This window comes from Cupriavidus sp. 8B (assembly GCF_054589115.1).
Map to the genome: position 1 here is coordinate 17,634 of NZ_BAAILO010000107.1, position 25,162 is coordinate 42,795.

Annotated in this window: 24 protein-coding genes and 1 pseudogene; 13 read left to right on the plus strand and 12 right to left on the minus strand. The window is 66.4% G+C overall.

What is annotated here, in order from left to right:
- The first annotated feature begins 26 nt into the window (after nucleotides 1-26).
- On the plus strand, nucleotides 27-1,331 hold the full coding sequence (locus ACYP5B_RS11855) for an MFS transporter (protein WP_459569778.1): 1,305 nt from the start codon (nucleotides 27-29) through the stop codon (nucleotides 1,329-1,331).
- 59 nt (nucleotides 1,332-1,390) lie between these two features.
- On the opposite strand, the gene ACYP5B_RS11860 is transcribed toward ACYP5B_RS11855, so the two are convergent.
- Genes ACYP5B_RS11860 through ACYP5B_RS11875 form a run of 4 tightly spaced genes read right to left on the minus strand, consistent with a single transcriptional unit; the run spans nucleotide 1,391 to nucleotide 4,492 of the window.
- Nucleotides 1,391-1,702 (minus strand): non-heme iron oxygenase ferredoxin subunit, encoded by a 312-nt coding sequence (locus ACYP5B_RS11860; RefSeq protein WP_400092852.1) that lies wholly within the window; start codon nucleotides 1,700-1,702, stop codon nucleotides 1,391-1,393.
- Between the two features lie 29 nt (nucleotides 1,703-1,731).
- On the minus strand, nucleotides 1,732-2,205 hold the full coding sequence (locus ACYP5B_RS11865) for an aromatic-ring-hydroxylating dioxygenase subunit beta (RefSeq protein WP_459569736.1): 474 nt from the start codon (nucleotides 2,203-2,205) through the stop codon (nucleotides 1,732-1,734).
- A 3-nt stretch (nucleotides 2,206-2,208) separates the two neighbouring features.
- Nucleotides 2,209-3,465: an aromatic ring-hydroxylating dioxygenase subunit alpha gene (locus ACYP5B_RS11870; RefSeq protein WP_459569737.1), complete on the minus strand. Its 1,257-nt coding sequence runs from the start codon at nucleotides 3,463-3,465 to the stop codon at nucleotides 2,209-2,211.
- 40 nt (nucleotides 3,466-3,505) lie between these two features.
- Nucleotides 3,506-4,492, minus strand: a complete 987-nt coding sequence (locus tag ACYP5B_RS11875; protein WP_459569738.1) for a 2Fe-2S iron-sulfur cluster-binding protein — start codon at nucleotides 4,490-4,492, stop codon at nucleotides 3,506-3,508.
- Between the two features lie 128 nt (nucleotides 4,493-4,620).
- Here ACYP5B_RS11875 and ACYP5B_RS11880 point away from each other — a divergent pair, with 128 nt between their 5' ends.
- Nucleotides 4,621-5,523, plus strand: coding sequence for a LysR family transcriptional regulator (locus tag ACYP5B_RS11880; RefSeq protein WP_318234506.1), 903 nt, complete (start codon nucleotides 4,621-4,623; stop codon nucleotides 5,521-5,523).
- 1,078 nt (nucleotides 5,524-6,601) lie between these two features.
- Here ACYP5B_RS11880 and ACYP5B_RS11885 read toward each other — a convergent pair.
- Nucleotides 6,602-7,495, minus strand: a complete 894-nt coding sequence (locus tag ACYP5B_RS11885) for a LysR family transcriptional regulator (protein WP_400096228.1) — start codon at nucleotides 7,493-7,495, stop codon at nucleotides 6,602-6,604.
- Between the two features lie 118 nt (nucleotides 7,496-7,613).
- Between ACYP5B_RS11885 and ACYP5B_RS11890 the strand changes: the two genes are divergently transcribed.
- Genes ACYP5B_RS11890 through ACYP5B_RS11905 form a run of 4 tightly spaced genes read left to right on the plus strand, consistent with a single transcriptional unit; the run spans nucleotide 7,614 to nucleotide 12,293 of the window.
- A complete protein-coding gene (locus ACYP5B_RS11890) occupies nucleotides 7,614-9,707 on the plus strand; it encodes an FUSC family protein (protein WP_459569739.1) in 2,094 nt (697 codons plus the stop codon).
- On the plus strand, nucleotides 9,701-9,913 hold the full coding sequence (locus ACYP5B_RS11895; protein WP_318236503.1) for a DUF1656 domain-containing protein: 213 nt from the start codon (nucleotides 9,701-9,703) through the stop codon (nucleotides 9,911-9,913). Before ACYP5B_RS11890 ends, ACYP5B_RS11895 begins: the two co-directional genes overlap by 7 nt.
- On the plus strand, nucleotides 9,910-10,839 hold the full coding sequence (locus ACYP5B_RS11900; RefSeq protein ID WP_459569742.1) for an efflux RND transporter periplasmic adaptor subunit: 930 nt from the start codon (nucleotides 9,910-9,912) through the stop codon (nucleotides 10,837-10,839). The genes ACYP5B_RS11895 and ACYP5B_RS11900 overlap by 4 nt, the downstream gene beginning before the upstream one ends.
- Nucleotides 10,836-12,293 (plus strand): efflux transporter outer membrane subunit, encoded by a 1,458-nt coding sequence (locus ACYP5B_RS11905; RefSeq protein ID WP_459569743.1) that lies wholly within the window; start codon nucleotides 10,836-10,838, stop codon nucleotides 12,291-12,293. The genes ACYP5B_RS11900 and ACYP5B_RS11905 overlap by 4 nt, the downstream gene beginning before the upstream one ends.
- 13 nt (nucleotides 12,294-12,306) lie before the next feature.
- Here the strand turns inward: ACYP5B_RS11905 and ACYP5B_RS11910 are convergent, their stop codons facing one another.
- Nucleotides 12,307-13,233 (minus strand): LysR family transcriptional regulator, encoded by a 927-nt coding sequence (locus ACYP5B_RS11910; RefSeq protein WP_459569744.1) that lies wholly within the window; start codon nucleotides 13,231-13,233, stop codon nucleotides 12,307-12,309.
- 159 nt (nucleotides 13,234-13,392) lie between these two features.
- Between ACYP5B_RS11910 and ACYP5B_RS11915 the strand changes: the two genes are divergently transcribed.
- From ACYP5B_RS11915 to ACYP5B_RS11925, 3 genes are all read left to right on the plus strand, one after another.
- Nucleotides 13,393-14,310 carry a pyridoxal-phosphate dependent enzyme gene (locus ACYP5B_RS11915; RefSeq protein WP_459569779.1) on the plus strand — a complete coding sequence of 306 codons (918 nt, stop codon included), beginning with the start codon at nucleotides 13,393-13,395 and terminating at the stop codon, nucleotides 14,308-14,310.
- 347 nt (nucleotides 14,311-14,657) lie between these two features.
- The gene (locus ACYP5B_RS11920; RefSeq protein ID WP_459569747.1) at nucleotides 14,658-15,002 is read left to right on the plus strand and encodes a hypothetical protein; all 345 of its coding nucleotides are present in this window, start codon (nucleotides 14,658-14,660) and stop codon (nucleotides 15,000-15,002) included.
- A 115-nt stretch (nucleotides 15,003-15,117) separates the two neighbouring features.
- Complete coding sequence (locus ACYP5B_RS11925) at nucleotides 15,118-15,318, plus strand: hypothetical protein (RefSeq protein WP_174424642.1); 201 nt, start codon at nucleotides 15,118-15,120, stop codon at nucleotides 15,316-15,318.
- A 49-nt stretch (nucleotides 15,319-15,367) separates the two neighbouring features.
- On the opposite strand, the gene purU is transcribed toward ACYP5B_RS11925, so the two are convergent.
- From purU to ACYP5B_RS11945, 4 genes are all read right to left on the minus strand, one after another.
- On the minus strand, nucleotides 15,368-16,273 hold the full coding sequence (purU, locus tag ACYP5B_RS11930; RefSeq protein WP_459569780.1) for a formyltetrahydrofolate deformylase: 906 nt from the start codon (nucleotides 16,271-16,273) through the stop codon (nucleotides 15,368-15,370).
- Nucleotides 16,273-18,780 carry a GcvT family protein gene (locus tag ACYP5B_RS11935; protein WP_459569748.1) on the minus strand — a complete coding sequence of 836 codons (2,508 nt, stop codon included), beginning with the start codon at nucleotides 18,778-18,780 and terminating at the stop codon, nucleotides 16,273-16,275. Before ACYP5B_RS11935 ends, purU begins: the two co-directional genes overlap by 1 nt.
- 149 nt (nucleotides 18,781-18,929) lie before the next feature.
- Nucleotides 18,930-19,361, minus strand: coding sequence for a VOC family protein (locus tag ACYP5B_RS11940; RefSeq protein WP_318236496.1), 432 nt, complete (start codon nucleotides 19,359-19,361; stop codon nucleotides 18,930-18,932).
- A gap of 34 nt (nucleotides 19,362-19,395) precedes the next feature.
- A complete protein-coding gene (locus tag ACYP5B_RS11945; RefSeq protein WP_400096220.1) occupies nucleotides 19,396-19,830 on the minus strand; it encodes a YybH family protein in 435 nt (144 codons plus the stop codon).
- Nucleotides 19,831-19,944: 114 nt separating this feature from the next.
- Here ACYP5B_RS11945 and ACYP5B_RS11950 point away from each other — a divergent pair, with 114 nt between their 5' ends.
- On the plus strand, nucleotides 19,945-20,727 hold the full coding sequence (locus tag ACYP5B_RS11950; RefSeq protein ID WP_459569749.1) for a TetR/AcrR family transcriptional regulator: 783 nt from the start codon (nucleotides 19,945-19,947) through the stop codon (nucleotides 20,725-20,727).
- Between the two features lie 45 nt (nucleotides 20,728-20,772).
- Here the strand turns inward: ACYP5B_RS11950 and ACYP5B_RS11955 are convergent, their stop codons facing one another.
- On the minus strand, nucleotides 20,773-21,678 hold the full coding sequence (locus ACYP5B_RS11955) for a LysR family transcriptional regulator (protein ID WP_459569751.1): 906 nt from the start codon (nucleotides 21,676-21,678) through the stop codon (nucleotides 20,773-20,775).
- Between the two features lie 125 nt (nucleotides 21,679-21,803).
- On the opposite strand from ACYP5B_RS11955, the gene ACYP5B_RS11960 reads away from it, so the two are divergent.
- From ACYP5B_RS11960 to ACYP5B_RS11970, 3 genes and pseudogenes are all read left to right on the plus strand, one after another.
- The gene (locus ACYP5B_RS11960; RefSeq protein WP_459569752.1) at nucleotides 21,804-22,997 is read left to right on the plus strand and encodes an MFS transporter; all 1,194 of its coding nucleotides are present in this window, start codon (nucleotides 21,804-21,806) and stop codon (nucleotides 22,995-22,997) included.
- A gap of 101 nt (nucleotides 22,998-23,098) precedes the next feature.
- Nucleotides 23,099-23,650 carry a cysteine hydrolase family protein gene (locus tag ACYP5B_RS11965; protein ID WP_459569753.1) on the plus strand — a complete coding sequence of 184 codons (552 nt, stop codon included), beginning with the start codon at nucleotides 23,099-23,101 and terminating at the stop codon, nucleotides 23,648-23,650.
- A 67-nt stretch (nucleotides 23,651-23,717) separates the two neighbouring features.
- Nucleotides 23,718-24,024 (plus strand): annotated as a pseudogene (locus tag ACYP5B_RS11970) (NIPSNAP family protein).
- A gap of 190 nt (nucleotides 24,025-24,214) precedes the next feature.
- On the opposite strand, the gene ACYP5B_RS11975 reads toward ACYP5B_RS11970, so the two are convergent.
- Complete coding sequence (locus ACYP5B_RS11975) at nucleotides 24,215-25,144, minus strand: LysR family transcriptional regulator (RefSeq protein ID WP_459569754.1); 930 nt, start codon at nucleotides 25,142-25,144, stop codon at nucleotides 24,215-24,217.
- Between the last annotated feature and the right edge of the window lie 18 nt (nucleotides 25,145-25,162).

Below are 25,162 nucleotides of genomic sequence, written 5' to 3' on the forward strand. Positions count from 1 at the left end.
CAGTCCCGCTTCCTGGCGCTCCGGGTCTGCCTGGCGATGCGCCAGTCAGCGCCGCCAGCGAGGAGAGCCGCATCATCAGCATGCTGACCCGCAAGCTGATTCCCTTCCTGGCCCTGATCTACGTGGTGGCCTATATCGACCGCTCAGTGGTTGGCTTTGCCAAGCTCCACATGAATGCGGCGGTAGGCATCAGCGACGCGTCCTACGGGCTGGGCGCGGGTTTGTTCTTCATCGGCTACTTCCTGTGCGAGGTGCCCAGCAACCTCGCGCTGGAGCGCTTCGGCGCGCGCCGCTGGTTCGCGCGCATCTTGTTCACATGGGGCGTCATCACCATGGCGATGGCCCTGATCAACAGCGCCGGCACCTTCTACGTGCTGCGCTTCCTGCTGGGCGCAGCCGAGGCCGGCCTCTATCCCGGCATCCTGTACTTCCTGACCAAGTGGTTCCCGATGCGCCATCGCGCCCGCATCATCGGCCTGCTGGTGCTCGCGCAGCCCATCGCCCTGATCGTCACCGGGCCGATTGCCGGCTGGGTGCTGTCCACCAGCGGGCTGTTTGGCCTGACCAACTGGCAGACGTTGTTCGTGCTCAGCGGGCTGCCCGCGGTGCTGCTCTGCCTGCCCACGCTGCGCATCCTGCCCGAGTCTCCATCGCAGGCACGCTGGCTGGCGCCGGCGGACCGCGCCTGGATCGAGCGCGAGCTGGCGGCGGACCAGTCCACGTTTGCGCTCAAGTCGCACGGTAACCCGCTTGGTGCGCTCAAGGACAAGCGCGTGCTGCTGCTGGCCCTGCTGTTCCTGCCGTTCCCGCTCAGCATCTACGGCTTGTCGCTGTGGCTGCCCACCATCATCAAGCAGTTCGGCGTGACGGATGCCACCACCGGCCTGCTGTCGGCGGTACCGTACCTGTTCGCGGTGGCCGGGCTGTACCTGGTGCCGCGCCATTCCGATCGCAAGGGCGAGCGCTACTGGCACATCATCGTGGTATCGGCCATGGGCGCGATCACGATGGCGGCCAGCGCCTGGGTCCAGACGCCCGCGCTGCAGTTCCTCTTCATTTGCCTGACCGCGTTCTCGATCTATTCGATCCAGGCGGTGGTGTGGGCGCTGCCGGGCCAGTTCCTGACCGGCGCCAGCGCCGCCGTGGGCATCGCGACGATCAACTCGCTGGCCAACCTGGGCGGCTACCTTGGCCCCTACGGGATCGGGCTCATCAAGGATGCGACGGGCAAGCTGGCCTCGGGGCTCTACTTCCTGGCCGCCATGCTGGTGTTCGCGGTGATCATGACGTTTGTGGTGCGCTCCGCGCTGGAGACGCCGGCAAGGTCCTGATGCAGGCGTTGGGTTTCTTGCGCCGGAGTGCCTGGTGTGGCTCTCCGGCGTTGTCGTGCCTACAGCGCCACGAACACCTCTCCGTTCTCCACCTTCACGCTGTACGCCCGGATGTCGCTGGTCAGCGGCTCGCACATCGCGCGTCCGGTGCGTACGTCGAACTTGCCCTGGTGCAGCGGGCACTCGATCTCGTGCCCGTCCAGGAAGCCGTCGCACAGCCGCGCGTTGCCATGGCTGCAAGCGTTGTCCGTGGCATAGATCTCGTCGCCCACGCTATACAGCGCGATCTCCTTGCCGAGCGCGCTGACCGCCACGACATCGTCCTTGGGGATTGCCACCAGCGGGATCACCTGGGTCCATTGCTTTGACATGGTCTGCCTCAAATCTCAAAACGCAACATTCAAATCGGGTAGATGATCGAGTTGGGGATCATCTCGCTGTCGAACACGCATAGCCGGGACTCGAACTTCAGCCCGTCCTCCGTGCGCCGGATCACGTCGATGTAGCGGCCGACGTTGTACACGGTGGATTGCCCATCCGGCTTGGTACGGAAGACGGCGTAGCTGGCCTCGGCGTCGATGCGCTCGGGATCGGCCTTCAGGATGCGCGGGATGCCAACCACGTGCCGCTGGTAGTACGGATCATGGAAGATGGTTTCCGTGGCGCCGTAGATGCGGTCCTTGAGCATGCCGCGGCTCTCGAAGGACAACGTGGCAAGCGGGAAGCCGCCATCGTGGTTCTCGCGCGGCTGGAGCTTGTAGACGCAGGTCTCGGTGAAGAAGCCAGGCCATTTGTCCCATTCGTTGTTGTCGAGCGCGGCGGCGTAGTCCGTGTACAGCGCCAGCACCTGGGCGTAGGTTTCAAAGTCGAGCATGTCTCAGGCCTCCATCACGCGGCGCCAGTAGTTGTACATTCCGCGGATCAGCGTCTCGGTCACCATGTGGTCCGTGTTGCCGATCTCGCGCCCGCCGAGTTCCGCCACCGTCCGGTGGAACGGCTTTTGCTCGAAGCCCTGCTGGGAGAATTCGATCACCTCGCCGTCGTCGGCCGAGACAAAGCCGGCCGGGCCGAACAGGTTGGCCTGGCGCAGGCGGCGCCGGGTCATGTCGGCGTCGTCGTCCTCGAAGCCGAAGTGCGTCCACACGAAGTTGAACGAGCCATGGCCGGTTGGCTGGATATGCCGCGTGGAAACCGAGTTGACCTGCTGCTGGATGATGACGCTGGGGAACAGCGTCATCATCACCGCCGTGGGCGCGCCCCACCAGGCTTCGGGCACGACATCCAGGAAGCGGTCGTCGTGCAGGCTCATCTGTTCCTTGAAGCTGGACACGCCGCTGGTCACCTCGCCCTTGCCGCCCTGGCCGCGCGTGGAGATCATCGCTGCGTGGCGGAAGTGCTCGTCCATCTTGAGCTCCGACTTGTTGTCGGCGCGCCAGAGCCCGAAGGTCACGAACCACGTATGCAGCAGCCCCGGGTGATACGGGTCCTTGATGTTCTCCTGCATTAGCTTCCAGTTGCCGGGAATCTGTTGGCGGCTGTAGCCGAGGATGGTCAGCTTGCGGCCGTCGAAGACCCGGTCGAAGTAGGCCAGGATGGTCGGGCCGAGATAGTCCTCCAGTTCGGGCACCTCATGGTCGAACGAGGCGAAGATCACGCCGTTGCGGCGCGCCACCTTGAGCTTGGTCAGCCCATGTGCCTTCGGATCGAAATCCGCGGGCATGCCGCCGTTGACCTTGCCGTCTAGCTTCACACCTCGCCGGAACGGCACGCCGACCAGGTTGCCCTTGAGATCGTAGTTCCACTGGTGATAGGGGCAGGTGAAGTCCCGGCGGTTGCCGGAACGCTCGCGGCAGAACTGTACGCCGCGATGCGCGCAGACGTTCTCCACCACGTAGATCTCGCCATCCGCCGCGCGGCTGGCAATGACGGAGCGCTCGCCGATGGCGGTGCGCTTGAAGTCGCCGGCGTTCGGCATCTCTGCTTCCAGCCCGATGTAGCACCAGTGGCCGGAGTAGAAGAAACGCTCCAGCTCCTGCCGGTAGACGTCGTCATCGGTATAGGCCCAGAACGGTATCCGGCTGGAGCCTTCGTCCTTCCATTCCTTCTTTTTGAATACGATGGCTTGCTCGCGCATGGTTTGTCTCCGCGATGTTTGTGATGTGGGGCTCAATGTGTCAGACGCCGCTGGCGTGGAAGGCGTCGGCATGGATGTGGTCAGGGTCCATGCCTCTTTGCCTGAGCAGGATGGAGGCGGCGTCGACCATGACCGGCGCGCCCGCCAGATAGGCGCGCCAGCCCTGCATATGCGCCCAGTCGTCGGCGACCGCCTTGGTCACCACGCCGCCCCGGTAGCCGTTGCCGTCGCCGGCCGATGCCACCACCACGTGCACATGCATTGCCGCATGACGTGCCTGCAGCTCGCGCAGCCATTCAAGGCCATAGAGGTCGGCATGCGTGCGAACGCCAAAGTAGACGTGCACCTCGTTGCGCATGCCGCCGTCCAGCATGCCGCGCAGGATCGACAGGATCGGGGCCAGCCCGGTGCCGCCCGCGATGCAGACCACCGGCCCTTCGAACTTGCGCCGCAGGTACGCCGTGCCCAGCGGGCCGCTGACGTGAATGGCATCGCCAACCTTGAGTTCCGACGCCACATAGGACGTGACGCGCCCGTCGGGCACCAGCCGGATGTGGAACTCGAGCTCCTCGGTACCATGCGCGACCGCCATCGAGTAGGGGCGGATATGGCGCGGCGTGAACTGCAGCGTAGCGTATTGCCCCGGCGAGAAGTCGAGCGGCTTGGGAATCGCTACGCGGATCCGCTTGATGTCATGGGTCAGGTCTTCCAGGGCGGTCACGGTGCCCTTGAGGATCTTGGCGGGATGCACCACGACTTCGTCGAGTTCCGGGATTTCGATCGCGCAGCTCTCTACCAGCGTGGTCTGGCACGCCAGCACCGACTGGCCGGCGGCCATGGGCGCGCGCGAATCCTCCGGGCCGCTCGCCTGGGTGCGGCCGGCCAGGACCTTGCAGCGGCAGGTGCCACAGCGCCCCGCCATGCAGCTATACGAGATGGGCACCTGGTTGGCCCGCAGCACGTCCAGCAGGTTGTCGCCGGCCTGCGCGTGCAGCGTCCTGTCCAGTGGGTGGATGGATACTTCCATGGGGGTGTCTCCAACGTGTTCTTCTTGGCATCCGTCTGCCGATGGGCGTATGTTGGCGCGGCAGGTAGAATTAATAAATAGAAGGAAGGTGATACGTCATATCACTGTGAGTGATAAAGGGAGGCAGCATGGAGTTGCGGGAGATCGACCTGAACCTGCTGGTCGTGTTCAATGAATTGCTGCGGCTGCGCCGGGTGTCCGCCGTGGCCGAGGCGCTCGGCACGTCACAGCCGGCCATCAGCAACGCGCTCAATCGCCTGCGCAAGCTGCTTGGCGACGAGCTCTTCCTGCGCACCTCCAAGGGCATGGTGCCCACGCCGTTCGCTGAGAACCTGGCGGAGCCGATCGGCTACGCGCTTGGCGCCATCCACAACACGCTCAATGCGCAGTCCGTGTTCGAGCCGGCCACCAGCACGCGCGCCTTCACCATCGCCATGACCGATATCGGGGAGATCTACTTCCTGCCCGACCTGATGAAGCGGCTATCCACGGTGGCGCCCGGCGTGACCATCAGCACGGTGCGCAACCATACTGTGAACTTGCGCGAGGAAATGGAAAGCGGCCGCGTCGACCTGGCGATCGGGTTCATGCCGGACCTCAAGGCCGGCTTCTTCCAGCGGCGGCTGTTCCGCCAGCGCTACGTCTGCCTGTTCCGCCAGGGCCATCCGCTGGCGCGCGAGGGCATGAGCATCAAGGCGTTCAGCAGCGCCGAGCACGTGGCCATCGTGGCTGCCGGGACCGGGCACAGCATGGTGGATGAAGTGATCCAGCGCGCGGGCGTGCCGCGCCAGGTCCGCCTGCACGTGCCGCACTTCGTCGCGGTGGGCCATATCCTGCAGACGACCGACCTGATCGCAGTGGTGCCCGAGGCCTATGCCGCGCGCACGCTCAAGCCCTTCGGGCTGGAGACCGCGCCGTGCCCGGTGAAGATCCCCGATATCGTGATCAACGTGCTCTGGCACGCCAGGAACAATCGGGAGCCGGCCAACCAGTGGCTGCGGCAGGTGGTGTTTGAGGAGTTTTCGAGGTAGTGACGCGCCAGAGAAGTTAACGGATCTATATTTTTGTAGGATGTTGGTATCGACGAACGGGAGATGCCAACATGCCAATGGGACGACCGAAGCTGGATCTGGTGTTGAGCGAAGACGAGCGGTCTCAACTTGCGTCGATGGCGCGTTTGCGGAGTATCCCGGCGTCGATCTTTAGGGCGGGGTTTTGATGCTTCTAGCTGCTGATGCAGAATAGCGTGAGTGGGCGATGTTTTAGCGCTTCTAGCTGCTGTCGCGGCTGTACGGTGTTGGCCGTTTTAGAACGTGTGAGATGTCACTTTTCTTTACTCGTAAAGAAAAGTAACCAAAAGAAAGCGATCCTTGCAGGAGGCTGGCTTATTGGGGTTACGTAGCCCGGTGGTCTCGTCGTCAGGCCCCGGGTTCTAATGGACTCGTGCCGTTACCGGTTTGAATGGCCACGATCCTGTTCATGATGCCGGTTTCGTGGTGAGGCCACCGGTAGCGGAATTCCTGCCCATTCGCACATCTGCCGGTACCGGATCGGAGCATCACGATATATCACGCCGTGATGGTTTCGTGGTGGGGTGGGCGCGGTGGTAATCTCCTCGGAATTATTTTTCGGTGCCACCGCGCCCACGACGAAAACGGGACGCATGCAACTTCGTGGCCGCCCGCGCCGCGAGCGACAGACGGCTTGAAATTCGTGGTGGCCGCTACCGGGGGGACCACCACGAATCTCTGGGCATTGGCAGGGTCGTGATGATCTAAACTGGTAACGGCACGAGGTCATTAGCACCCGGGGCCTGACGACGAAACCATTGGGTTCCCCAATGACGCCACGCCAGCCTCCTGCAAGGATCGCTTTCTTTTGGTTACTTTTCTTTACGAGTAAAGAAAAGTGACATCTCACACGTTCCAAAACGGCCAACACCGTACAGCCGCGACAGCAGCTAGAAGCGCCAAAACACGTCCAGCCCATCAACCATCAAAATCGCCCAGCCGCGACAGCAGCTAGAAGCAATAAAACCCCGCCCTAAAGAGACACGCCCGCGTCAGCGGGCCACAAGCAATACACATCGCACATGGCGCCGATAAGCGCTCACGCCCCCAGCACTTCCTCGCAAACCGAAAACCACGCCCGCGCCGCATGCGACAGGTAGCGTCCCGGCGACCAGATATGGGCGAGCGCCCAGTCCATGGCGGGCTCCGTCAGCCGTGCCACGGCGAGCTTGTCGCGGATATCGAGCTTGTCCAGCAGCGGCTGGGGCAGGAAGGTGGTGCCCAGACCGGCCGCGGCCATCGAGACGAGAAAATCCCAGTGCCCGCTTTGCGCCACGATGCGAGGCTCCAGGCGGGCATCCAGAAAGACTTGCCGCAGCTTGCGGGTCAGCGAGAAGTCTTCGGTCAGCATCAGCAGGGGCTCGTCGCGCAGCGCCGCCAGGGTGACGGTCTTGCCCTTGGCCCAGCTGGCCTTGCGGGGGCCGGCGACCCAGATCGGGTATTTGGCGAACTCGCGTGTGGCCAGTTCCAGGCCGCTATCCCGGGGCAATACGGTGGCGCCGACTTCCAGCTCGCCACTTGCCACCTGCTGCTCCACCATGTGGCCGCCATGCTCGGCCAGGCTCAGCTCCAGGTTGGGATAGCGCTGGCGAAAGGCGCTGACGGCCGGCGAGAAGAACAGGTTGGCCATGGGCGGGATCCCCACGGTCAGCTGGCCACGGCCCAGCGAGGAGAGATCGGCCACTTCGAGCGTTAGCCGGTGCACCACGCCCAGCGCTTCCTGCCCGCGCTCGTAGACCACGCGCCCCACGTCGGTCAGCCGCACCTGCTTGCCTTCGCGGATCAGCAGTGGCTGGCCGATCTCGTCTTCCAGTTGCCGCACCATCTTGCTGATGGTGGACTGCGTGACGAACAGGGAGGTCGCCGCCTGGGTGAAGCTCTTGAGGCGAACGGTTTCAACGAAGTAGCGCAGGGCGCGGATGTCGATGGGCATTGGGTACTTCCTTTGCCATGAAAAAAGCGAATGTGATTCGCAATTTTAAATCATGGCAGGAATGTCCGCCAGTTGGCTACACTTCGGGCCTACGCTCTTTCCAACGGATATTCGCGTCATGGCTAGCTGGCCCAGCGCACGACAGTGGCTCTTTTCACTGAAGGCGTTTGCCGCCTCGATGCTGGCGCTCTATATCGCGCTCGCGCTGGGTTTGCCCCGCCCTTACTGGGCCATGGCAACCGTCTATTTTGTTTCTCACCCGCTGACCGGCGCCACCCGCTCCAAGGCCGCGTATCGCGTGGCGGGCACGGTGCTGGGCGCGACGGCCGCGGTGGTCACGGTGCCGTTGCTGGTCAACGCGCCGGTGTTGCTGATGGCCGCGATCGCCCTGTGGACGGGGGGCTTGCTCTATTTCTCGCTGCTGCAGCGCACGCCGCGCAGCTATGTCTTCCTACTGGCCGCCTATACGCTGCCGATCGTGGCGCTGCCCGCGGTGAGCGAGCCGGCGCAAGTCTTCGATATCGCCGTTGCGCGCATCGAGGAAATCGTCATCGGCATCCTCTGCGCCGGCATGGTGGGCGCCATCGTCTTCCCGGCCAAGGTGGCGCCCGCGCTGCGGGCCCGCTCCGCGACCTGGCTAGCGGACGCGGCACTCTGGGCCACCGACATGTTGTCGGCCGATCCCGACGCCAACGCCACGCGCCACGGCAGCCGCCACCGGCTAGCCGCCGACATCCTCGCGCTGGACCAGCTCATCACCCAGCTCTCGTACGACACGGAAAGCGCCCACACGCTGCGCCACGCGCGCGCTTTGCGCGAGCGGATGACGATGCTGCTGCCCGTGCTGTCCTCGCTGGCCGGCGTGCTGCAGGCGCTGCGGCGCCACGCGCACGGCATACCGGATAGCCTGGCGCGCCATATGGCGGATATGTCCGCCTGGATCCGCGCGGGCTTTGACGGCCCGCCGCCCGCGCTGGATCCGGAGGCAGGCCCGTGGGCGGACTACGCGCGGGCGCCCGGCTGGCATGCCGGCCTGGTCGCCACCGCCAACGATCAGTTGCGCACGCTGGCGGCGCTGTGCGAGGACTGCCACGCCCTGCAGCATGGCATCGGCGATCAAGCGGCCAGCGCCGCCGCGCCGTCGATGCGCGCGCTTGGCCGCGGCGCCGAGCGCGCAGACCGGGCGCATCACCACGATCACGCCATGCTGCTGTTCTATGCCTGCTCCACCAGCCTGGCCGTGTTTTGCGCGGGCTTGCTGTGGATCGTCTCGGGATGGGAGGACGGCGCGGGGTCGGTGGCGGTGGCGTCCATCGCCTGCTGCTTCTTTGCCACCATCGAGGAGCCCCGGCCCGTGGCGCATTCGTTCTTGCGCTGGAGCGGATTCTGCTTTGCCGTGTCGTCGTTCTACCTGTTCCTGGTGGTGCCGAACGCGCACAACTTCGAGACCCTGGTGGGCATGCTGGCGTTGCCCTACATGGGCATCGGCATGCTGATATCGCGGCCCGGCTTCAACCTGATCGCCATGCTGCTGTCGGTCAATACGGCGTCGTTCGCCAATGTGCAGAGCCTCTACGACACGAACTTCCTGACCACCTTCAACGGCAGCGTGGCCAGCATCGGCGGCATGCTGTTCGCGCCCTTGTGGGCCATGGCGACGCGGCCGTTCGGCGCGCGCGTGGCGGCGCACCGGCTGATCCGCGCCAGCTGGAAGGACCTGGCGCAAGCCGCCACGCGGCGCGAGCCGGGCGAGCAGGCCAAGCTCGGCGGCCGCATGCTGGACCGGCTCAGCCAGCTGGTGCCAAGGCTGGCGGCCAGCGACGACAAGATGGCTTCGGATGGCTTTGCCGAGCTGCAGGTAGGGTTTGGCGCGCTGGCGTTGCAGCGCAGCCTGCCCGGGCTGCGCCCGGCCGCGCGCCGCGCCGTGGCCAGGGTGCTCAACGCGGTTGCCTTGCATTTCCGCGCGCGCCTGAAGGCCGGGCACGCGATGGCGCCGCCGGATGCGCTATCCGAGCGGATCGACAAGGCGCTGCGCGAGGTGGCCATGCAAGCCGACGGAGCGCAAAGCCCCGGCGAGCACGCGCGCAGTGCACTGGGCGCGTTGATTGCCCTGCGGGTCACGCTGTATCCGGCGCAGCCGCAGGCCACAGCGCGGCAGGTGCCGCCGTCTCTGTCCATGCCGCTCCCAATACGCGGGCAGCCCCGATGCTAAGCGCGGAAATCGATCTCTACGGCGTCTTCGTGCCAGGCTTGCTGGCATTGATGCTCCTCACCTTCGTCATCACCGCCTGCATGCGTGCGGTCCTTGCGCGCGCAGGCTTTTACCGGCTGGTCTGGCACCGGTCGCTCTTCAATCTAGCCCTTTACGTCATCGTGCTGGGTGGCGTGGTCGCCATGGCCCGCTGGCTGCAATCATGAAATTCAAGTTCCGTTTGTTGGTCCCCGTGCTGCTGACCCTGCTGGCCACCCTGGCCGCGCTCTTCGTGGGCAAGCATCTGTGGGATTACTACACCGTGGCGCCATGGACGCGCGATGGCCACGTACGCGCCGACGTGGTGCAGGTCGCGCCCGATGTCTCGGGGCTGGTGACGCAGATCCTCGTCAAGGACAACCAGCGCGTGCGGCGCGGGCAGGTGCTGTTCGTGATCGACCAGGACCGCTACCAGCTGGCGCTGCAGCAGGCCATGGCGACGGTCGCCGCGCAGCGCGCCACGCTGGCGCAGGCGCGCCGCGAGGCCGCCCGCAACCACGCCCTGTCCGAGGTGGTCGCCACCGAAGTGGTCGAAGAAGGGCAGGCGCGGGTGCAGCAGGGCGAGGCGGCGCTGGCGCAGGCGGAGGCGGCGGTCGGGCTGGCAAAGCTCAACCTGGCCCGCACCCGGGTGGCCAGCCCCGTGGATGGCTTTCTCAACGACCGCCTGCCGCGCCTGGGCGACTACGTGGCTTTGGGCCGGCCGGTGCTGTCGATGGTTGACCTGAATTCCTTCCACGTCGAAGGCTATTTCGAGGAAACCAAGCTGCAGGGCATCCGCGTTGGCAACCCGGTCTCCGTGCGCATCATGGGCGAGCGCACGATCCTGCACGGCCACGTGCAGAGCATCGCCGCCGGCATCGAGGACCGCGACCGCAGCAATGGCGCCAACCTGTTGCCCAACGTGAACCCCACGTTCAACTGGGTGCGGCTGGCGCAGCGCGTGCCGGTGCGCATCGTGCTGGACGACGTGCCGGCGAATGTGCGGCTGGTGTCGGGACGCACGGCGACGGTATCGGTGGCGGAGCCGGGCAGGCACATTGCCGTGCTGCGTGAGGAGACCGAGAAGGAGACCGAGAAGGAGGTCGTGCAATGAGCAAGCTCGGGCTCGCTTTGCTGCCGGTATTGGCCCCGCTGCTGTTCGCCTGCACCACCGTGGGCCCTGACTACCACGTGCCGGAGCAGGCGGCAGTACGTGCACCGGAGGCCAACGGGCCGTTACTCGGCACGAATGACCCGGCTGTTTCCGTCGCACCGGTCCCCGACGACTGGTGGCGCCTGTACGACGACCCCAAGCTCGACGCACTGGTGCAGCAGGCGCTCAGCGCCAATACCAGCCTGCGCGTGGCCGCCGCCAACCTGCGCCGGGCCGTGGCGATCTATCACGAGGTGGAAGCGGAAAACCTGCCCCAGGCGGCCTTCTCCGCCAAGGCCGAACGCGCGCAGATCGCGGGCGAGAGTTTCCTGCTCAAGGAGAAGGTGCCGGTTTTCAACCTGGGCGACGTCGGCTTCTCGGTGTCCTACCTTGTAGACTTCTTCGGCAAGCTGGCCCGCGCCGACGAGGCCGCGCTGGCCAGCGCCGAGGCGAGCCAGGCCGCGCTGGATATGGCGCGCGTGAGCGTGGTGGCGGAGACCGTGCGGGCCTATGTGCAAGGCTGCGCCGCCACGCATGAGCTCGCAGTGGCGCAGCAGCAGGTCGCGCTGCAGGCGCGCGGCGTGGAGATCGCCGGCAAGATGGTCGCCGCCGGCCGTGGCCAGCCCACCGACATGCTGCGCGCCCGCGCGCAGGCCGAGACCTTGCGCGCTGCGTTGCCGCGTTTCAAGGCGGAGAAGGAGGGCGCGGCCTACCGGCTCGCCGTCATGCTGGGCAAGCCGCCGGCAGCGCTGCCTGAAGCGCTGGCCGAGTGCTCTGAGGAGCCGACGCTGCGCCAGGCGATTCCTGTCGGGGACGGCGCAGCGCTGCTCAAGCGCCGCCCCGATATCCGCCAGGCGGAGCGCGAGCTGGCGGCGGCCACGGCGAAGATCGGCGTGGCCACGGCGGATCTCTATCCGTCGATACGCATCGGTGCATCGGCCGGCCTGAGCGGCATCCTGAGCGATCTCGGCACCGGCCCGACCGCGCATTGGGGCCTGGGCCCGCTGATCACCTGGAACCTGCCGACCAATGGCGTGCGCCCGCGTATCCACGCCATGGAAGCCGGCGCGGACGCGGCACTCGCCCGCTTCGACGGCGTGGTGCTCCAGGCGCTGCAGGAAACGCAGAGTGCGCTCAGCGCCTACACGCGGGAACTGGAGCGCAACCAGGCCCTGCGCGTGGCGCGCGACGACGCCAGTGAGGTCGCCCGGCAACACCGGATGCTGTACAAGGCGGGTCGCGTGCCGTATTTGTCCAGCCTGGATGCCGACCGCACGCTGGCTGGGGCCGAGGCGGCACTGGCGGCGTCGGACAGCCAGGTGGCGATCAACCAGATCAACCTGTTCCTCGCGCTGGGCGGCGGCTGGCAGAACAGCCCGGAGGTGGCGGAGCACAAGGTGAACGCGGAGCATTAGATCGCTGCGCACGCTATGGCTTGTCGCGTGCCGGCCTTGCCTTCCTGCCGGTGACGTGCCGCACCGATTCGATAAAGCGCTGCACGCGCGGCGAGCGGCGCGACGCCGAATACACAAACTCGATATCGACCCCATCGGTCAGGTCGGCCAGCGCGATGAACGCGATGGCCGGTGGCGCATGCAGTTGCGAACTGGCAGGCACCAGCGCGCAGCCCATGCCGGCGGCGACCAGGCCCAGGATGGTAGGCGTGTCGGTGCCGATCTGGACGATATGCGGCGTGAACCCGGCCTTGGCGCACGCGGCCATCAGCAGGCTGTGCTGCGCGCTCGACTTCTCCCGGTTGAACCACACGAAGCGTTCGCCGGCGATATCGGCAAGCCGCCGTGCTTGCTTCGCTGGCGCGAAATGCTGCGCCGGCACGGCCAGCACAAAGTGCTCCCGGTAAAGGGCGATGCCGCTCAGGCTGGCGTCGTCCGGCGTGCGCCACGCCATGATGCCGCCGTCCAGTTCTTCGCTGCGGATAGCCTGTGCCTGCTGCAGTGACAACAGCGGCTCGATCGAGAGCAGTATTTCCGGGTTCTGCTCCCGGAAGTGCGCAAGAATCGCCAGCGTCACGGGCGAGGCCAGGTAGCTGGGCATGATGCCGAGCGTGAACGTGCCGGTCTGGCCCTGCGCAATGCGATGGGCCCGGTCACGTGCCTGTTCCAGCTGCAGCAGCGACTGCTTCGCATCGTGCAGGAAGCTGGTGCCGGCATCGGTGAGTTGCACGCCCTTGGCATGCCGCTCGAACAATGGGGCGCCAATACCCGCCTCAAGATCCTGGATCTGCCTCGACAAGGCTGGTTGGGTGATGTTCAGTGCCCGGGAGGCCGCAATGATGCTGCCTTCTTCCGCGACGGCGATGAAGTAGCGCAAGTGGCGCGTTTCTATGTTGCGCATGCTTTGCCGGTTACCCTGTGAATATTGCTATGCCTTGCAAGTATAGCTTTCAGGCTTGATCGGCATTTGACCGCATAGGCTGCAGGCTTCTAGCATTCAAGGTTCTTCATGCCAGAACCAAGAAGCGCCACCATGCCCCATGCTGAAAAAGCCCTGCCCGTGAGCCTGCACATCGTCACGCCACTGCTGCGATCCACGTCCTGCTCGGCGCGGCTGGGGCGCTCGGTGTGGTTCAAGATGGAGGCCCTGCAGCCCCCGGGCTCGTTCAAGGCGCGCGGCATCGGCCATGCATGCCAGACCTACAAGGAGTGGGGCGCAACGCGCTTCGTGTCCTCCTCGGGCGGCAACGCCGGCATTGCCGTCGCCTACAGCGGGCGGCTGCTTGGCGTGCCGGTGACCGTCGTCGTGCCCGAGACCACCTCGGCCGCGGCGCGCGAGCGCATCGCGGCGGAAGGCGCCGAGCTGGTGGTGCACGGGCGTGCATGGAGCGAGGCCAACGAGCACGCGCTCTCGCTGATGAAGCCGGACTACGCGTTTATCCACCCCTTTGACGACCCCCTGCTGTGGGAAGGCCACGCGACGATGATCGACGAGGTGGCTGCCGCCGGCGTCAAGCCGGGCGCGGTAGTGCTATCGGTAGGCGGTGGCGGCTTGCTATGCGGCGTTCTTGCCGGGCTTGAACGCAATGGCTGGCACGATGTGCCCGTCATTGCGGCCGAGACTGTTGGCGCGGATTCCTACGCCGCCTCGCTGGCGGCCGGCGCGCAGGTCGAGCTGCCCGCCATCACCAGCATCGCGACATCGCTGGGTGCCAAGAGCCCTTGCGCCAAGGCGGTGGAGTGGTCAAGGGTGCATCCGATCGTCAGCGAGGTGGTCACGGACAAGGAAGCCGTGGGCGCGTGCCTGCGCTTTTTGGCCGAGCACCGGATCGTGGTGGAGCCCGCGTGCGGCGCGGCGCTGGCCGCGCTGGAGCGCAAGCCCGCCGCGCTGATGGCGGCAAGCGACGTGCTGGTCATCGTCTGCGGCGGCGCCGGTGCCACTGCCGAACAACTGCAGGCCTGGGATCGCGCAGCCTGACGCCTGGCCGGCGGAGTTCACCAGGTACGCGCGGGCCAGTCGGGTTTCGCATGCGTGGATGGCAGCCGTGCAGCCATCCGTCTGCCCCGCATCCGACCCGCATCCGACCCGCATTCGCTACCCGCGCGGTTTTCTATTGTGAAAAATCCGACTGGAACCGAGACGTTTAATTCATCCCGGGAATGACTCGCCGTGACTACACTGTGGCCTGTACCGCGCTGCTCAACGCATCGAACGCGCAGTGCAGCTCAAAAGGCGAAACAGACGACATGCGGGACGCAAGAATCCGCCTATCCCGCTCCACACCCAGTGGAAAGTGCCGCCCAATCTGGAATCAAGCAGCAATCATGAATAAGAAGCGCTTCACGCCCCTTGTTTGCGCAGCCGCCTTCGGCGTCTGCCTCCTGGCCTCCACGCAAGCCAGCGCAACGGGTCCGAAAGATAGCACCAACGCCGGCGACAAGTACGGCTACGCACTCCACAACGGCAAGCGCGACCCCTTCACCGACGGCGCCCGCGTTGGCGACCGCCGCGACCCGTTCACCGATGGCGCCCGCGCTGGCGACCGTCGCGATCCGTTCACGGACGGCGCGCACGGCAGCGCCGTACTGGACCTCGCCGGGCGCGACCTGACCGGCGTGTCGGCCCCGCCGGCGCATAGCGCGGCAGCCAGCCGCCAGGCCAGCGCCTGATACAGCGGATACAGTGCTGCCGGTCCGGCCCCGGGACCCCTCCACCCGCGGCCGGACTGGGAAGTATCAAGTTCCTACACGCATTGTCATTGCCATTCCTGTCTGAAGACAAATCATGAAAACCATCGTGCTGGCGCTGCTGAGCGTCACGGCCCTCGCTGCCTCGCTGCCCGCTTTTGCCGGTCCCGACTGGACCGTTATCGAACGCGCGCGCGCCCAGAAGCAGGCGCAGGCAAAGCAGCAAGCGCAGACGCCCTGCGCACTGAAGTCCAACCAGGCAACGGCCACGTCCGGCGCCGACGGCAAGCAAGGCTAAGCCTTACCTCTGCCTTTACCGCTTGCCCGGGGGCCGGCGCCCAAGGCGTTCATCGGAACACCAGCGTGCGGCCCCCATTGCGCAGCACGCGGTGCTCCGCGTGCCATTTCACCGCGCGTGCCAGCGCCACGCATTCCACGTCGCGCCCGATGGCGGCCAGCTGGTCCGCATCCATGGCATGGTCCACGCGCGACACTTCCTGCTCGATGATGGGCCCCTCGTCCAGTTCCGCCGTGACGTAGTGCGCGGTGGCGCCGATCAGCTTCACGCCGCGCTCATAGGCCTGGTGATACGGCCTGGCCCCTTTGAAGCTCGGCAGGAACGAGTGGTGGATATTGATCGCGCGCCCCTCCAGCCGGCGGCACAGGTCGTCTGACAGCACCTGCATGTAGCGCGCCAGCACCACCAGGTCGATCCGGTATTCGCAGAACAGATCCCACAAGCGCGCTTCCTGCGCCGCCTTGGTATCGCGTGTGGCTTGCAGCAGCGGCAGGTGGTGAAACGGAATGTCGTAGCTCGCGGCCAGCTGGTAGAAATCCTTGTGGTTCGACGCAATCGCCGCGATCTCGATCGGCAACTGGCCGGTGCGGTGGCGGAACAGCAGGTCGTTCAGGCAGTGCCCGATGCGCGACACCAGCAGCATCACCCGCGGCCTGCGCGCGGCATCGTGCAGGGCCCACTCCATCTCGTAGTCCGTCCCCAGCCCGGCAAACGCCGCGCGAAGATGCGTCAGCGCGTCGTCCGCGCTGACGCCCGGGGGCAAGGCGCGCCGGAAGTGCACGCGCATGAAAAAGCGCGCGCTAGGCCGGTCGCCGAACTGGGCCGAGTCGAGGATATTCGCGCCCGCTTCGCACAACAGGCTGGCCACGGCGTGGACGATTCCCGAGCGGTCCGGGCACGACAGGGTCAGGATGTAGCTGGCGCAGTCGGATAGGTTCTCGGTTGCGTTGTCCATCATGCCTTGGCCCTGGCGCTGCTTGGGTCGTAAGGTGCGCGCAGGTGCACGCTGGCGGGCAGCAGCTCGCCGGCCAGGTCGACGTGGTAGGTGCCTTCGGCGATCCACTGGGCGTTGGCCGCGCCGTTTTCACGTTGCAGCAGCGCCATCCCCACCGGGCAACCCAGCGTATGCCCGAAGGCCGCCGAGGTGACGAAGCCGGCCGGGCGCACTGTGCCATCCGGGCCGGTGCGCAGCACGGCTTCGCCGCCCCACAGCATGGCCTGGCTGGCGCCGTCGAGCGTCACCACGGCCACGCGGCGCTGCGCCTGTGCCGCGCCGCCGGCCGCGCGCAGCTTGAGCAGCGCCTCGCGGCCCCGGAACGGGATCGGCTTGTCGAGCTTGCAGGCAAAGGACAGCCCGGCCTCGAACGGATTGATGTCGGTGGTCAGCTCGCGGCTCCAGGCGCGGTAGCCTTTTTCGATGCGCAGGGATTCAATGGCGTAGTAGCCGGCGTTGGCCAGGCCGAAGGGTTTGCCCGCGGCCTGCAGCGTCTCGTAGACGCCCACCGCAAACTCCACCGGCACGTAGAGTTCCCAGCCGAGTTCGCCCACATAGGTCAGGCGCGTGGCGCGCACCGTGGCGTAGCCCAGGTCGATCTCGCGCGAGCTGCCGAACGGGAAGGCTTCGTTGGAGAAGTCCGCGCGCGACACGCTCTGCAGCAGCTCGCGCGAGCGTGGGCCCATCACCGCCAGCACGCTGTGCTGCCCGGTGACATCGACGATGGCGCAGCGCTGGCCGGCGGGAATCAGGCGCTCGATGTAGTTGAAGTCGCGCGTGGTCTGGGCTGAGCCGGTCACCAGCAGGTACTGGTCGTGCGCGAGCCGGGTCACGGTCAGGTCCGATTCATAGGTGCCGCGCTCGTTGAGCATCGCGGTGTACACGGTCTGGCCGGCGGGCACGGCCACGTCGTTGCTCATCAGGTGCTGCAGCACCGCCTCGGCATCGGCGCCCTTGACGATGTATTTGGAGAACGAGCTCATGTCGAACAGCGCCACGCCCTCGCGGCAGGCGCGATGCTCCGCGCCGCTCCACGGCAGCCAGTTCTGCTGGCCGAAGGAATACTCGATCTCAGGCGCGACGCCCGGCGGCGCGAAGAAGTTCGGCCGCTCCCAGCCCATCTTGCTGCCGAAGTTGGCGCGGGCGTCGCGCAGGTGCGCATACAGCGGCGAGCGGCGGAAGGGCCGCGCGGTATCCAGCTCGCGGTTGGGCCAGGGCATGGCGTAGTGCAGGCCCAGGGTTTCCTTGACGCGGTCGTGCAGCCAGCTTTGGTTGCCGTTGAAGCCGGCAAAGCGGCGGATATCGACCGGCCACAGATCCATGGTGGGCTCGCCCGCCACGATCCATTCGGCCAGCGCCATGCCCGCGCCGCCGGCGGAGGCGATGCCCATGGAGTTGAAGCCCGCGCCCACGTAGAAGTTGCGCAGTTCGGGGGCTTCGCCCAGGATGAAGTTGTTGTCGGGCGTGAACGATTCGGGGCCGTTGTAGAACTGCTTCACCTGGGCCGTCTCCAGCGCCGGCACGCGCTGCAGCGCGTTCTGCATCAGGATCTCGAACTGGTCCCAGTCGTCGGGCAGCAACTGGAACTCGAACGGCTCCGGAATGCCTTGCATGCCCCAGGGCTTGGCGTTGGGCTCGAAGCCGCCCATCACCAGCCCGCCCACCTCCTCCTTGAAGTAGATAAAGCCGTCCGGGTCGCGCATCACCGGCAGGTCGGGATGCACGCCGGCAATGCGCTCGGTGACGATGTAGTAGTGCTCGGCCGAATGCAGCGGCACCGTCACGCCGCACAGCCGGCCCACCTGCCGGGCCCACTGGCCCGCGCAATTGACCACGATCTGCGCGCCGATGGTGCCTGAGGCGCCGTCCTTGTCTTGCCAGCTGACGCCGCTGGCGCGGCCGTCCCGGGTATGAATGGCCGTGACCTTGGTGTCCTGCACGATCATCGCGCCACGGGTGCGCGCGCCGCGCGCCAGCGCCTGGGTGAGGTCGGTGGGATTGGCCTTGCCATCGCCCGGCAGCCACACCGCGCCGTGCAGGTCGTCGGTGCACATCACCGGCCACAGCTCGCCAGCCTCGCGCGCCGAGATGACCTGGCAGTCCACGCCGTAAGCACGCGCCACCGCCGCGGTGCGCTTGAGCTGCGTCATGCGCTCGGCGGTACGCGCCACCGAGAGCGAGCCGCACTGCTTCCAGCCGGTGCCCAGCCCGGTCTCGGCCTCCAGCTCGCTGTACAAGCGCGTGGAGTGGCGGATCAGCTTGGTCATGCTCTCCTGCGCGCGCAGCTGCCCCACCAGCCCGGCCGCGTGCCAGGTGGTGCCGCACGAGAGCTGGCCCTGCTCGAGCAGGACGACGTCGGTCCAGCCGAGCTTGGTGAGGTGATAGGCCACGCTGCAGCCAATGATGCCGCCGCCGATGATGACGACGCGGGCGTGCTCGGGAACGGGGCGGCGGGGAGAAGCAGACATGGAGGCACCTGTGGAAAGATCGCGCCGGAAGGCGCTGGGCTTGGTTGCCACAGTTTGCCAATAAAAAACACAAAACACAACATAACGAGACATGAAAAAGCCACGCCAGGGTGACTGGCGTGGCTTGGCTCAGTGGGATGCAGCGCGGCTCAGGACTCCAGGACGATGACCATCCACATCAGGCCAAAGCGGTCCGCCGTCATGCCGAAGCGCGGCGAGTAGAACGTCTTGCCCAGCGGCATCATTACCTGCCCGCCCTCGGCCAGGGCGTTGAACACGCGATCGGCGCTGGCCACATCAGGCACGGTCACGGACAGCGAGAAGCCCTGGAAATCGGGCTTGCCCGTGCACCGTCCATCGGACATCATCACCGTGGTCTCGCCGATGCGCATCGACATGTGCATGATCTTTTCTTCAGTGCCGGCCGCGGGCGCGCAAGCGCCCTCGGGCGGGGGAGACTCCGGCGGGGGGGCCTCCTTGAAGCGCATCATCATGATCACTTCCGCGCCCACGGCGCGCTTGTAGAACTCAGCCGCCTCCTCGCAACGGCCTTCAAAGAACAGATAGGGTTGGACTAGCATCTTGTCTCCTTTCCACTTTCAGGGTTGAAACGCGTCAGGCGTTGAAACTCACCGGCATCGATGCGTGCTCGTGCACAACCAGCCATCGGCCGGCGATCTTGCGAAAACAAACGGTGGCGCGCACCCAGGCTTGCTGAGGGGCGCCGCCCTTGGGCGTGCTGCTGATCCGGCCGACGCTGTACCAAAAAGCCAGGTCCTCGCCGGCCGTCAGGTGCATCTCGGCCATCTCGAAACCGACTGGGCCTTCCAGGCTGTCGAACCACTGCTGCCAGCGCTCGCGGTATGGCGCCACGCCACGGGAGTGCACAGGCGGCACCACATCGAAGATGACCACGTCTTCAGCATAGTTGCGCATCATGACAACGGCGTCTTTCGCGCGCACGGCGTTGACCCACGTGTCGACCAGGGCACGCACCTCGGCTTCGCTGCCAGGGTGCGACGAGGGCTGGGAGGTGGAGGTATTTGCCATCCTTGCTCCTTGCATGAAGGGAACGCGGGGGTCGTGGCGACGATCCGGCCAATCATTGTGTACACTGTCCACTACAATAGTAAAGAAAATGGACGCTGTCCACATGGTGAGGAAATGACCGGCGCAAAGCGCTCTTCACGCATCCCGCGCACCCCGCGCACCCCGCGCATCGCGCGCATCGCGAGCTCGACGGATTCGGCCGATGCCAGCGGCACTGCCGTTCCTGCGGATTCGGCGGTATCCACCACCTCTGCCACCTCTGCCACCCCAACGCCCCGCAGCACCTATCGGCATGGCGACCTGCGTCGCGCGCTGCTCGACGCCGGCATGGAACTGGCGCGCGATGGCGGCCCGGATGCCGTCGTGTTGCGCGAGGCCACCCGGCGCGCCGGGGTCGTGCCCAACGCCGCCTACCGGCACTTCGCCAGCCGCCAGGACCTGTTGCAGGCGGTGCGTGCCGCCGCGCTCGCGGCGCTGGCGCAAGCCATCGAGGCCGAGCTTGCCGTGCTGGACGACAGCGCGCCGCCCGCGGAGTTCGCCCGCGCCAGCCTGCGCGCGGTCGGCAAAGGCTACATGCAGTTCGCACTCGCCGAGCCCGGGCTGTTCCGTACGGCATTCTCGGTGCCGGATGAGCTGGAAGGCGTGCCGGTCCCGGACAAGGCGGGCAACAGCGGGCTGAACCCCTACCAGTTGCTGGGCGCGGCGCTGGACCGGATGGTGGCGGCCGGCGTGCTGCCCGCCGCGCGCCGGCCCGGCGCCGAATACCTCGCGTGGTCCGCCGTGCATGGCTTGTCGATGCTGGTCATCGACGGGCCGCTGCGCATGGTGGCGATGTCGCCGGGGCAGGCGCACCAGATCGGGCAGCGGCTGCTGGAAATGGTGGAGAAGGGGCTGTAGGGTGCCTTGGCACTAATCACTAATCGAGCCGCGAGCCGCGAGCCTCTAACCCATCTCCACCCGCTCCGCCAGAAAATCCAGCAACGCCCGCACCCGTGCCGGCAAATGGCGGCCCTGGCCAAGGTACACGGCGTGCACCGCTTCCAGGTCGCCGGGGTTGAAGGCTTCCAGCAGCGGCACCAGCCTCCCTGCGGCGATGTCCTCGCGCACCTGGAACACGGCCATCCTGGCCAGGCCCAGCCCGCCCACCACGATCCGCCGCAGCGCGTCGCCATTGCTGGTCATGGCATTGCCGATTGGCGCCACCATGGTGGGTTGCCCGTCTTCCAGCATCGGCCAGCCTTCGATCGCGCGCGCATAGCCCAGCTTCAAGCAGTTGTGCCCGGCCAGGTCGGCGGGCACGCGGGGCGTGCCGCAACGCGCCAGGTAGGCGGGCGCGCCCACCACCACCATGCGGGTCTCGCCCAGCTTGCGGGCCACCAGTTGCGAGCTCTTCAGCGCGCCGGCGCGGATTGCTACGTCGGTGCGCTCCTCCATCAGGTCGATGACCTGGTCGGTCAGCACGATATCGAGCTGGATGTCCGGATACAGCGCCAGGAAGGCCGGCACCAACGGCAGCAGGAAGTGATCGCCAAAGGGCACGTTGGCGTTGATGCGCACGCGGCCATGGGGCGCGGCGCTGGCGGCGGCGCCGCGCTCAGCGTCGTCCAGGTCGGCCAGCACGCGCACGGCGCGCTCGTAGAAGGCGCTGCCTTCCGCCGTGAGCTCGATGCGGCGCGTGGAGCGGTTGACCAGGCGCGCGCCGAGCCGGGTCTCCAGCCGTGCCACCAGCTTGCTGACGGCCGACGGCGTCATGCGCAAGGCGCGCGCGGCGGCGGAGAAGCCACCCAGCTCCACCACCCGCACGAACACTTCCATCTCGCCGGAGCGGTTGACATCGAGCCTGGACATTGTGAATTCAATTCATAAATGTTGTTCGTGCGGGCAGTCTACCGCACCAATCTCCCCGTCCCCATACTCCGCTCCATGCTGCACCGACTTCCCGGGTCGCACGTAATCCGCTTCACATACTCCCTATGCCACTCGCTCTCTATGCCTTGACCGCCGGCGCCTTCGGCATCGGCGTCACAGAATTCATCATCATGGGCCTGCTGCTCGAGGTCGGGACCGACCTTGGGGTCTCCATCGCGGCGGCGGGCCTGCTGATTTCCGGCTATGCGCTCGGCGTGGTGGCCGGCGCACCGATCATGACCGCGCTGACCGCCCGCTGGCCGCGCAAGACGGCGCTGCTGGGCCTGATGGTGATCTTCACCATCGGCAACGCGGCCTGCGCGCTGGCGCCGAACTACGAGTTGCTGATGGCAGCGCGGGTGCTCACCGCGCTGGCGCACGGCACCTTCTTTGGCGTGGGCTCGGTGGTCGCCACCGGGCTGGTGGCGCCGCACAAGCGCGCCTCGGCCATTGCCGTGATGTTCACCGGGCTGACGGTGGCGAGCGTGCTGGGCGTGCCGTTCGGCACCTGGCTCGGCCAGGCCCATGGCTGGCGCGCCAGCTTTTGGGCGGTGGCCGCCGTCGGCCTGCTGGCGGTGCTGGTGATTGCCCTGGCAGTGCCGGCCGAGCGCGCAGCGCCGGAAGCCCCCGACCTGCGCCGCGACCTGCGCGCACTGATGCGCCGGCCGGTGCTGCTGGGGCTGCTGACCACGGTGCTGGGCTACGCCGGCGTGTTCGCGGTGTTCACGTATATCGCGCCGATCCTGACGCAGATCACCGGCTTTGCCGACAGTGCCGTCTCGCCCATCCTGCTGGTCTTCGGCGTGGGCCTGGTGGCCGGCAACCTGCTTGGCGGCAAGCTGGCCGACCGCCATCTGCAGGCCACCGTGCTCGGCAGCATGCTGGCGCTGGCCGTGGTGCTCGGGCTGATGGGTTTTGTCCTGCACAGCAAGGTGCTCTCCGTGATCTTTGTCGGCCTGCTTGGGGTGGCCGCCTTCGCAACAGTGGCGCCGCTGCAGATATGGGTGCTGGAGCGCGCCAGCGGCGCAGGGCAGAGCCTGGCGTCGAGCTTCAATATCGCGGCCTTCAACCTGGGCAACGCCATTGGTGCGTGGCTGGGTGGCGTGGTCATTACGCGCGGACCGGGGCTAGGTGCCGTGACCTGGGTGGCGGCACTGGTGCCGGTGGTGGCAGTGGCGGTGGCGCTGCTGGCCATCCGGCTCGATCGGGGGACGCCGGCGAACGGTGGGGTCAAGCTGGCCTCGCAGCCCATGCATTGATTTCGGGGCACTGAGTCCAGGGCGGGACCTTGCATTGCGGTGGCGCGGAGGGTCGCTTATGCTGGCGGCTGTCCCGCCAATGGCCATCCGCCCTTCGTTCGATGCAAACCGCTCTGATCGTGATTGACGTACAACGTGGCCTGTTCGACGATGCGCCACGGCCGGGCGATGCCGATGTCGTGCTCGGCCGCATCAACGGCCTCACGCAACGGGCGCGCGCAGCCGGCGTGCCGGTGGTGTTCGTGCAGCACGAGGATGGCGGCGCGCTGTCGTTCGGTTCGCCGGGCTGGGCGCTGGAGCGCACGCTGGTCGTACAGGCGCAAGACCATCTTGTGCGCAAGACCACGCCCGACGCCTTCCTGCATACCGAGCTCGCCGCGCTGCTGGATCGCTTGCAGGCCAGGCATCTGGTCATCTGCGGCTATGCCACCGAGTTCTGCGTGGACACCACCGTGCGCCGCGCCGCCGGGCTTGGCTATTCGATCACGCTCGCCGCCGACGCACACACCACGCACGACAAGCCGCACGCCGGCGCCGAGCTGATCCGGCGCCACCACAATGCCACGCTGTCGGCCATCACCAGCTTCGGCCGGCCGATCCGGGCGCTGGCGTCGGAAGTCATCGGGTTTGGCGGTGGCGCGGCGGGCGGCTGAGGCAAGAGAAGGCCGTATCGTCTGTGCAAGACCCACATCAACCGCACCACAGGATCACCAACCCAATATGATCACCTGCTACCTGCGCTATATCGTCGACCCCAACAAGCTCAAGGAATTCGAGCACTACGGCAAGCTGTGGATTCCGCTGGTCGAAAAATTCGGCGGCCAGCATCACGGCTACTTCCTGCCGTCGGAAGGTGCCAACAATGTGGCGCTGGCCTTGTTCTCCTTCCCCAGCCTTGCGCTGTACGAGGCGGTATCGCAACAAGTCCTTCGACGATCCGGAGTGCCAGGCCGCGTTTCGCTACGCGCAGGAGACGCAATGCATCGTCAGCTACGAGCGTAGTTTCTTCCGGCCGGTGTTCGAGTAGGACGTGTCTGCGCCTGAGTTGAAGGGCCGGTGGAGAGGGCGGGCGCTCGCTCCACGTGATGCGCCTCGCTCTTGAGATTGCCCGCCCTCTCCCCCAACCCCTCTCCCGCCGTGCAGGAGAGGGGAGCAAACAAGCGCATCGCACGCGCTGCCGTGATGCGCGCCATCACCGCACCATCGCTTGCCCGATCTCAGTCGCCAGCGCTCTCGGTTCGCTGAACCAGCGTCTGTTCAAAAAATTGCAGAAGGGCCTGCACGCGGGCGGTACGGCCCTTGCGCGTCGGAACAAGAAGGGTGACGGGCGCACTGTCGAACTGCCAGTCGGCCAGCACGCGCACCAGTGCGCCGCTAGCGATCGCCTCGGCGGCATCCCATTCTGACCGCAGAACCAATCCCATGCCTTTTTCCGCCCAGTGGCGAGCGACGCTTCCGTCGTTAGTGGTATAGGCCGGTGCGACGCGAAGCGTTTCTCCAGGGTTTTGCCGCCGGTGCGCATTTGTTGATGCCTTTCGGACATGCCACAGTGTCACGTCCTCATCGTTTTCGCGGATGCAGATGCAAGCATGCGTCAGCAGATCGCGCGGCACCCGGGGCACCCCGTGCGCGCTCAGGTAGCCAGGGCTGGCACACAGCCATCGCTCATTGGCGGCCAGCGTGCGGGCAATCCACGAAGATTCCTTCACTGTGCCGACGTGGACCACCGCGTCCGCGTCGTGACGGTCCGGCCATGGTGTCTCCCGCAGGTCCAGTTGCAGCCGTAGTCCAGGATGGAGTCGCGCGAACCGCGCGAGCATCGGCGCGATGCGTTGGCGACCATAGCCAAAGGGGGCGGAGATTCGGAGAATTCCAGTCAACTGCCGGTCATCGCGCTGGAAGGACTCGGGCAGCGACTCCAACTGCCGTAGCAGCAGCTCGGCTTCGTGTGCGAAGCGCTCGCCTTCCGGGGTCAGGCTGAGGCGATGAGCGGTACGCGTGGCAAGTGCAAGTCCGAGCGTTGTCTCCAGTTTGCGTAGGCGCATGGACAGCGCCGGCGGGGTAACGTCGAGCGCGCGCGCTGCGGCGCTGAGCGATGGCGCCCTTGCCAACGCGGACACAAGCTGTAAGTCCTCGATGCGGATCATTCAATTCAGCTTAACAAT

Coding starts and splice junctions, on each gene's coding strand:
- ACYP5B_RS11870 (WP_459569737.1), bottom strand. CDS start 3,465: ATGCGCGAGCAAGCCATCGTATTCAAAAAGAAGGAATGGAAGGACGAA.
- ACYP5B_RS11885 (WP_400096228.1), bottom strand. CDS start 7,495: ATGCCCATCGACATCCGCGCCCTGCGCTACTTCGTTGAAACCGTTCGC.
- ACYP5B_RS11860 (WP_400092852.1), bottom strand. CDS start 1,702: ATGTCAAAGCAATGGACCCAGGTGATCCCGCTGGTGGCAATCCCCAAG.
- ACYP5B_RS11920 (WP_459569747.1), top strand. CDS start 14,658: ATGAATAAGAAGCGCTTCACGCCCCTTGTTTGCGCAGCCGCCTTCGGC.
- ACYP5B_RS11960 (WP_459569752.1), top strand. CDS start 21,804: ATGCCACTCGCTCTCTATGCCTTGACCGCCGGCGCCTTCGGCATCGGC.
- ACYP5B_RS11910 (WP_459569744.1), bottom strand. CDS start 13,233: ATGCGCAACATAGAAACGCGCCACTTGCGCTACTTCATCGCCGTCGCG.
- ACYP5B_RS11905 (WP_459569743.1), top strand. CDS start 10,836: ATGAGCAAGCTCGGGCTCGCTTTGCTGCCGGTATTGGCCCCGCTGCTG.
- ACYP5B_RS11895 (WP_318236503.1), top strand. CDS start 9,701: ATGCTAAGCGCGGAAATCGATCTCTACGGCGTCTTCGTGCCAGGCTTG.
- ACYP5B_RS11875 (WP_459569738.1), bottom strand. CDS start 4,492: ATGGAAGTATCCATCCACCCACTGGACAGGACGCTGCACGCGCAGGCC.
- ACYP5B_RS11865 (WP_459569736.1), bottom strand. CDS start 2,205: ATGCTCGACTTTGAAACCTACGCCCAGGTGCTGGCGCTGTACACGGAC.
- ACYP5B_RS11880 (WP_318234506.1), top strand. CDS start 4,621: ATGGAGTTGCGGGAGATCGACCTGAACCTGCTGGTCGTGTTCAATGAA.
- ACYP5B_RS11940 (WP_318236496.1), bottom strand. CDS start 19,361: ATGCTAGTCCAACCCTATCTGTTCTTTGAAGGCCGTTGCGAGGAGGCG.
- ACYP5B_RS11950 (WP_459569749.1), top strand. CDS start 19,945: ATGACCGGCGCAAAGCGCTCTTCACGCATCCCGCGCACCCCGCGCACC.
- ACYP5B_RS11925 (WP_174424642.1), top strand. CDS start 15,118: ATGAAAACCATCGTGCTGGCGCTGCTGAGCGTCACGGCCCTCGCTGCC.
- ACYP5B_RS11955 (WP_459569751.1), bottom strand. CDS start 21,678: ATGTCCAGGCTCGATGTCAACCGCTCCGGCGAGATGGAAGTGTTCGTG.
- ACYP5B_RS11945 (WP_400096220.1), bottom strand. CDS start 19,830: ATGGCAAATACCTCCACCTCCCAGCCCTCGTCGCACCCTGGCAGCGAA.
- ACYP5B_RS11935 (WP_459569748.1), bottom strand. CDS start 18,780: ATGTCTGCTTCTCCCCGCCGCCCCGTTCCCGAGCACGCCCGCGTCGTC.
- ACYP5B_RS11975 (WP_459569754.1), bottom strand. CDS start 25,144: ATGATCCGCATCGAGGACTTACAGCTTGTGTCCGCGTTGGCAAGGGCG.
- ACYP5B_RS11890 (WP_459569739.1), top strand. CDS start 7,614: ATGGCTAGCTGGCCCAGCGCACGACAGTGGCTCTTTTCACTGAAGGCG.
- purU (WP_459569780.1), bottom strand. CDS start 16,273: ATGGACAACGCAACCGAGAACCTATCCGACTGCGCCAGCTACATCCTG.
- ACYP5B_RS11965 (WP_459569753.1), top strand. CDS start 23,099: ATGCAAACCGCTCTGATCGTGATTGACGTACAACGTGGCCTGTTCGAC.
- ACYP5B_RS11900 (WP_459569742.1), top strand. CDS start 9,910: ATGAAATTCAAGTTCCGTTTGTTGGTCCCCGTGCTGCTGACCCTGCTG.